We start from the raw sequence: 6639 nt of genomic DNA, 5'->3' as shown, positions 1-6639 counted from the left end.
ATCCTGATTGCCTGTGTCGATGGCCTGAAGGGCTTCCCGGACGCGATAAACAGCGTATATCCCCAAACGCATGTTCAGCTTTGTATCATCCACATGGTGCGTAACAGCCTGAAATACGTGTCATGGAAGGACTACAAAGGCGTCACCAGCGGGCTGAAAGCCGTCTACCAGTCACCGACGGAAGAAGGCGCGTTGCAGGCGCTGGAAGATTTCTCAGGCCTCTGGGACGATAAATACCCGCAGATCAGCAAAAGCTGGCGTGCGCACTGGGAGAATCTGAATACGTTCTTCGGTTACCCGCCGGATATCCGCAAAGCGATCTACACGACGAATGCTATCGAGTCGCTGAACAGCGTGATCCGCCAGGCAATCAAGAAACGTAAGGCGTTCCCGACAGATGACTCGGTGCGCAAAGTGATTTACCTTGCGATCCAGTTGGCGTCGAAAAAATGGAGTATGCCGATCCAGAACTGGCGGCTGGCGATGAGCCGTTTTATTATCGAGTTCGGCGACCGCATTGACGGTCACCTTTAATTAATAGGGGTGGCAGTTACACATAATGATTTACAGGGTCAAGGAAAACCAACGGGGACGTGAGCTACAGACGAAAAAATAGACGCCCATTGACGTCTATTAATTTGATTTGGTACCGAGGACGGGACTTGAACCCGTAAGCCCAATCGGGCACTACCACCTCAAGGTAGCGTGTCTACCAATTCCACCACCCCGGCACTGATTCAACTGGTTGTTTTTACTGTCCAAGTCGTCACAACCATTTTAAAACTCTTTTTCTATCTTTTTTACTGCGACTGCTGTCAAAACATTACTGCGGGATATCGCTACTCGGTTTAGCCGGAGCTACCGGTGCTGTAGTCTGCTCAGATTGCGCAGGCTGACCCAGGTTTTCCCACTCGCTGCCTTTATGGCCCTGGTTGGTGCTCATATTACCCAGAATCAAGCTAATGACGAAAAATAGCGTCGCCAATACAGCCGTCATGCGGGTCATAAAGTTACCGGAACCATTCGAACCGAACAGAGTTGCAGATGCACCTGCTCCGAATGAGGCTCCCATATCCGCGCCTTTGCCTTGCTGTAACATGATCAGAGCAACTAGCCCAATCGAAATCAGCAAGAAAATCACCAGAAGAGCTTCGTACATAGTTGTACCTGTATCCTTGCGGGTTCACCGCGTGCTAAATGCTTCTCACCCATCAGCGGGGACTTATTCACCCACTTAAGCGGGTGTGAATACTAACCAAAGCGCATAGTACACGCAAGGGCAATTTCATTACATGGGTTTAATTGCAGAAAAAATCGTCAAGTTATTCAACTTCAGCGCAATTTCGTGGGGAAGAGACGCGCCATTCCCCCATTTAAAATCAATTAAGCTGATTTAAACTTAATTAACCTGCCGCTTTGACTGCATCGGCAATCCGATTTGCCATTTCTGCAATCAGTGACTCTTCAGCGTCACCCTCAACCATCACTCGGATTAATGGCTCAGTACCCGATTTACGTAACAGAACACGACCACGACCGGCCAAATCAATTTCGACCTGCTTAGTGACGGCCACGACGTCTTCAGACTCAAGTGGATTGTGGTTACCAGAGAAACGTACATTGACCAGGATCTGTGGCAGCAATTTCATGCCGCTGCACAGGTCATGCAAGCTCATATCATTACGCACCATCGCCGTCAGCACCTGCAAACCAGCCACAATGCCATCACCGGTGGTCGTTTTATCCAACAAAATTACATGGCCGGAGTTTTCTGCCCCAATACGCCAGCCTTTTTCCTGCATTTTTTCCAGCACATAGCGGTCACCCACTTTGGCTCGTTCGAAAGGAATTCCGAGCTGTTTTAACGCCAACTCCAACCCCATATTGCTCATCAGAGTCCCGACAGCACCACCTTTTAGCTGACCTTGGCGTAAGCCTTCACGGGCAATGATATACAAAATCTGGTCGCCATCGACCTTGTTACCGACGTGATCGACCATCATCAGCCGATCGCCATCGCCATCAAATGCCAAACCAACATGTGCTCCTTCTGCAATAACGCGCTGTTGCAGCAAACGGACATCTGTGGCACCGCACTCTTCGTTAATATTCATGCCATCTGGCTCACAACCGATAGTAATCACGGTAGCACCCAGTTCACGCAATACGCTTGGCGCGATATGATAAGTGGCACCGTTGGCACAATCGACCACAATTTTCAGCGCATTTAGGCTGAGTTCACTCGGGAATGTCCCTTTACAGAACTCAATGTAGCGGCCCGCAGCATCTACGATACGGTTGGCTTTACCCAGTTCGGCAGATTCCACACAGGTTAGTGGTTTCTCCATTTCGGCTTCAATCGCCTCCTCTACATCATCTGGCAGTTTGGTGCCATCAATTGAGAAAAATTTAATACCGTTATCATAGAAGGGGTTATGAGAGGCAGAAATGACGATACCGGCCTCAGCACGGAAGGTTCGCGTCAAATACGCCACCGCTGGCGTTGGCATCGGGCCAGTAAATGATGCAGATAACCCAGCAGCAGCAAGGCCAGCTTCCAATGCAGATTCCAGCATGTAGCCAGAAATACGTGTATCTTTGCCAATAATAATTTTACGAGAACCATGTCGAGCCAGAACCTTACCGGCGGCCCAGCCAAGCTTCAATACAAAATCTGGCGTAATCGGACTTTCACCCACTTTACCGCGAATGCCATCTGTACCAAAGTATTTACGGTTACTCATAATTTATCTTTATTCCTTCGCTAAAAGTGTTGCCTCAACGATTCGCATCGCCTCGACAGTTTCTTTGACATCATGCACTCTGACAATCTGTGCCCCTTGCATCGCTGCAATTACAGCACACGCGACACTCCCTGTAACCCGCTGTTGTGGCGGCACATGTAGTATCTGGCCTACCATCGTCTTTCTCGACATGCCGACCAACAGTGGCAACTCAAAATGGTGGAGTTCTGCCAGACGTGCCAATAACTGGTAATTATGCGCCAGATTCTTACCGAAACCGAAGCCTGGGTCGAGTAACAATTTACTTTTTGCGATACCGGCCGCAACGCAGCGTTCAATATGATGCTGGAAGAACTGATTGATGTCTGCCATTAAATCATCGTAATGAGGGGACTGCTGCATACTTTGGGGCTGCCCCTGCATATGCATCAGGCACACTGGCAGGCCGGTATTAGCGGCAGCCTCAAGTGCTCCTGGCTGCTGCAATGCGCGGATATCATTGATTAGATGGGCTCCTGCTTGAGCTGATTCGGTAATCACTGCGGCTTTAGAGGTATCCACAGAGAGCCAGACATCAAAACGTTTGCCCAGTGCTTCAACCACCGGAACAACCCGATCAAGCTCTTCTTGCTCACTGACTTGTGCAGCACCTGGGCGGGTAGATTCACCGCCAATATCAATCAGCGTAGCACCTGCTGATAGCATCAGTTCGGCATGTTGTAGTGCTTTATCAAGATTATTGTGATGCCCACCATCGGAAAATGAATCAGGGGTAACATTCAGAATCCCCATAACTTGCGGGTAAGAAAGATCCAAAATCCGATCTCTGGCAGTTAACTGCATGTAATCGCACCTTAAAAGTGGCAATTCACTTCAATTTTATATCTTAGAAAAAGAAAAACCCCAGGCAAGCCCGAGGTTTATATTAATCACAACGCTTTGTACTCGGTATACTTCAAGCTGCATGTGCGTTAGCTGCTCTCGTTACTCGGCCCGTCCGTGGGCCTCGCCTCGTTGAGGCCACTGCAAGCAGCGTTCAAATCTGCTCCCAGCAGATTTGTCACCCGAATCATTGACTGGCGTCAACTCATCGGGATTCATTCACTTGCCGCCTTCCTGCAACTCGAATTATTTAGAGTATAGATGCCAACAGTAGACTTACTTATCGCCCAACTGTTCTGACATGGTATTAGAGTTACCTGGCGTTGGTGTATTAGGCTCATCAACCGGAGTTGGTGCCTTTGGCGTACTGTCGTTGTCAGATGCTTTGGTTTTAGTCGCATCATCCCAACCCGCTGGCGGGCGGACTTCTTTGCGATTCATCAAGTCATCAATCTGCGGCGCATCGATAGTTTCATACTTCATCAACGCGTCTTTCATGGTATGCAGCACATCCAGATTTTCCATCAGCAATTTACGAGCACGCTGATAGTTACGCTCGACAAGCAGCTTAACTTCCTGATCGATAATACGCGCGGTTTCATCGGACATATGCTTGGCTTTAGCCACTGAACGCCCCAGGAAGACTTCGCCCTCTTCTTCAGCGTACAGCAACGGCCCCAGCTTCTCGGAGAAGCCCCACTGTGTCACCATGTTACGCGCAATAGACGTAGCAACCTTGATATCATTCGATGCACCGGTAGAAACTTTTTCCGGGCCGTAAATGATCTCTTCGGCAAGACGACCACCGTATAAGGTAGAGATCTGGCTTTCCAGTTTCTGACGGCTGGCGCTGATTGCATCACCTTCCGGCAGGAAGAATGTCACACCCAATGCGCGACCACGAGGAATAATGGTCACTTTATGTACTGGGTCATGCTCAGGAACCAAGCGACCGATGATCGCATGACCTGCTTCATGGTATGCCGTAGATTCTTTCTGCGCTTCCGTCATTACCATGGAGCGACGTTCCGCACCCATCATAATTTTGTCTTTCGCTTTCTCGAACTCAGCCATTGAAACGACGCGCTTGTTGCCACGGGCAGCAAACAGTGCGGCTTCGTTGACCAGGTTAGCCAGGTCAGCACCTGAGAAACCAGGCGTGCCACGCGCGATAACAGAAGCATCAATATCAGTATCTAAAGGCACGCGGCGCATGTGGACTTTCAGAATCTGTTCACGCCCACGCACATCCGGTAAACCCACCACAACCTGACGGTCAAAACGGCCCGGACGCAGTAACGCTGGGTCAAGCACGTCTGGACGGTTAGTTGCTGCGATAACGATGATGCCTTCATTACCCTCAAAGCCATCCATCTCAACCAGCATCTGGTTCAGTGTTTGCTCACGTTCGTCATGACCACCGCCCAAACCAGCACCACGTTGACGGCCTACCGCATCGATTTCATCGATAAAGATGATACAAGGTGCGGCTTTCTTGGCTTGTTCAAACATGTCGCGAACACGGGATGCACCCACACCAACAAACATTTCTACAAAGTCAGAACCAGAAATAGTGAAGAAAGGCACTTTGGCTTCACCTGCAATGGCTTTCGCCAGCAAGGTTTTACCTGTCCCCGGAGGGCCGACCATCAACACGCCTTTCGGAATTTTACCGCCCAATTTCTGGAAGCGGCTTGGCTCACGCAGATAGTCAACCAATTCACTGACTTCTTCTTTTGCTTCGTCGCAACCTGCCACATCAGCAAAAGAGGTTTTAATCTGATCTTCTGTCAGCATTCGGGCTTTGCTTTTACCAAAGGACATTGCCCCTTTGCCACCGCCGCCCTGCATTTGACGCATAAAGAAGATCCAGACCCCAATCAACAACAACATTGGGAACCAGGAAATAAAGATAGACGCCAGCAAGCTCGGCTCTTCCGGTGGCTCGCCAACAACTTTCACATTTTTAGTCAATAAGACATCTAACAGCTTTGGATCGTTGACCGGAATGAAGGTCGTGTATTTGCTGTTATCTTTTTTACTGACGTTAATTTCACGTCCATTGATACGTGCTTCACGAACCTGATCTTGGGTTACGTCGGACATGAAAGTAGAGTAATCCACCTTACGGCCATTCGATTCGCTGGGACCAAAGCTCTGGAATACAGACATCAATACGACTGCAATAACTAACCAGAGAATTAGGTTTTTCGCCATGTCACTCAAGGGATTAACCTCATATTACAACTGTGTTAACAAACAGCGTTAGGGTACTACAGTTTCCGCCCTGTCGCTACAATGTACACTTCACGCGATCGCGCACGAGAAGCGTCTGGCTTACGAATCTTAACTTTCGTAAACAGGGAGCGAATTTCCCGTAGGTATTCATCAAAGCCATCTCCCTGGAACACCTTCACCAGGAAACTTCCGCCTGGTGCAAGTACATCACGACACATTTCCAAAGCTAATTCAACCAGATACATTGATTTAGGTATATCGACTGCCGGAGTACCACTCATATTCGGGGCCATATCACACATGACCACCTGAACTTTTTTATCCCCAACACGTTCAAGTAAAGCTTTCAGAACCAGTTCATCACGAAAATCGCCCTGAAGGAAATCGACACCAACGATAGGATCCATTGGTAGAAGATCACATGCGATGACCCGCCCTTTACCGCCAATCTGGGTTACAGCATATTGGGACCAACCTCCGGGTGCAGCGCCTAAGTCGACTACTGTCATACCGGGTTTGAAAAGTTTATCGTTCTGTTGTATTTCATCAAGTTTAAACCAGGCACGGGAGCGTAGCCCCTTTTTCTGCGCCTGAATGACATATTTATCGCTAAAGTGTTCTTGTAGCCAGCGACTGGAACTGGCCGAACGCTTTTTATTAGACATCTCTTTTCCAACTATCTTAATTAAGAGCCCGCGCATCTATTGCTTAGCTCGCGTAAACTCCCTCTCGGCGTAGACCGATTTGGTGATACACATGAGATGGCGGTAGAATG

The 6639-nt window shown here is 49.0% G+C and carries 6 protein-coding genes and 1 tRNA gene; 1 reads left to right on the top strand and 6 read right to left on the bottom strand.

Features of this window, described 5'->3' with window-relative positions:
* A partial coding sequence (locus tag YALDO0001_RS03500; RefSeq protein WP_042839349.1) for an IS256 family transposase occupies positions 1-534 on the top strand: 534 nt, incomplete at its 5' end.
* A gap of 110 nt (positions 535-644) precedes the next feature.
* Here the strand turns inward: YALDO0001_RS03500 and YALDO0001_RS03495 are convergent.
* From YALDO0001_RS03495 to rlmE, 6 genes are all read right to left on the bottom strand, one after another.
* Positions 645-731 (bottom strand) — tRNA-Leu (locus tag YALDO0001_RS03495).
* A gap of 92 nt (positions 732-823) precedes the next feature.
* Positions 824-1159 carry a preprotein translocase subunit SecG gene (secG, locus tag YALDO0001_RS03490; protein WP_042547633.1) on the bottom strand — a complete coding sequence of 112 codons (336 nt, stop codon included), beginning with the start codon at positions 1157-1159 and terminating at the stop codon, positions 824-826.
* 244 nt (positions 1160-1403) lie between these two features.
* On the bottom strand, positions 1404-2744 hold the full coding sequence (gene glmM, locus YALDO0001_RS03485; protein ID WP_004699914.1) for a phosphoglucosamine mutase: 1341 nt from the start codon (positions 2742-2744) through the stop codon (positions 1404-1406).
* Between the two features lie 9 nt (positions 2745-2753).
* Complete coding sequence (folP, locus tag YALDO0001_RS03480; protein WP_004699912.1) at positions 2754-3587, bottom strand: dihydropteroate synthase; 834 nt, start codon at positions 3585-3587, stop codon at positions 2754-2756.
* A 315-nt stretch (positions 3588-3902) separates the two neighbouring features.
* Positions 3903-5843 carry an ATP-dependent zinc metalloprotease FtsH gene (ftsH, locus tag YALDO0001_RS03475; RefSeq protein ID WP_004699911.1) on the bottom strand — a complete coding sequence of 647 codons (1941 nt, stop codon included), beginning with the start codon at positions 5841-5843 and terminating at the stop codon, positions 3903-3905.
* A 56-nt stretch (positions 5844-5899) separates the two neighbouring features.
* Complete coding sequence (rlmE, locus tag YALDO0001_RS03470) at positions 5900-6529, bottom strand: 23S rRNA (uridine(2552)-2'-O)-methyltransferase RlmE (protein ID WP_004699910.1); 630 nt, start codon at positions 6527-6529, stop codon at positions 5900-5902.
* Between the last annotated feature and the right edge of the window lie 110 nt (positions 6530-6639).

Source organism: Yersinia aldovae ATCC 35236, from assembly GCF_000173735.1.
In the GTDB taxonomy this organism is placed as follows: domain Bacteria; phylum Pseudomonadota; class Gammaproteobacteria; order Enterobacterales; family Enterobacteriaceae; genus Yersinia; species Yersinia aldovae.
Note: the sequence above shows the minus strand (reverse complement) of the source record. Positions and strands in the feature narration are given on the sequence as shown.

Excerpts from the sequence above, each read along its gene's own strand:
- rlmE (WP_004699910.1), bottom strand. The coding sequence starts at position 6,529 with ATGTCTAATAAAAAGCGTTCGGCCAGTTCCAGTCGCTGGCTACAAGAA.
- ftsH (WP_004699911.1), bottom strand. The coding sequence starts at position 5,843 with ATGGCGAAAAACCTAATTCTCTGGTTAGTTATTGCAGTCGTATTGATG.
- glmM (WP_004699914.1), bottom strand. The coding sequence starts at position 2,744 with ATGAGTAACCGTAAATACTTTGGTACAGATGGCATTCGCGGTAAAGTG.
- folP (WP_004699912.1), bottom strand. The coding sequence starts at position 3,587 with ATGCAGTTAACTGCCAGAGATCGGATTTTGGATCTTTCTTACCCGCAA.
- secG (WP_042547633.1), bottom strand. The coding sequence starts at position 1,159 with ATGTACGAAGCTCTTCTGGTGATTTTCTTGCTGATTTCGATTGGGCTA.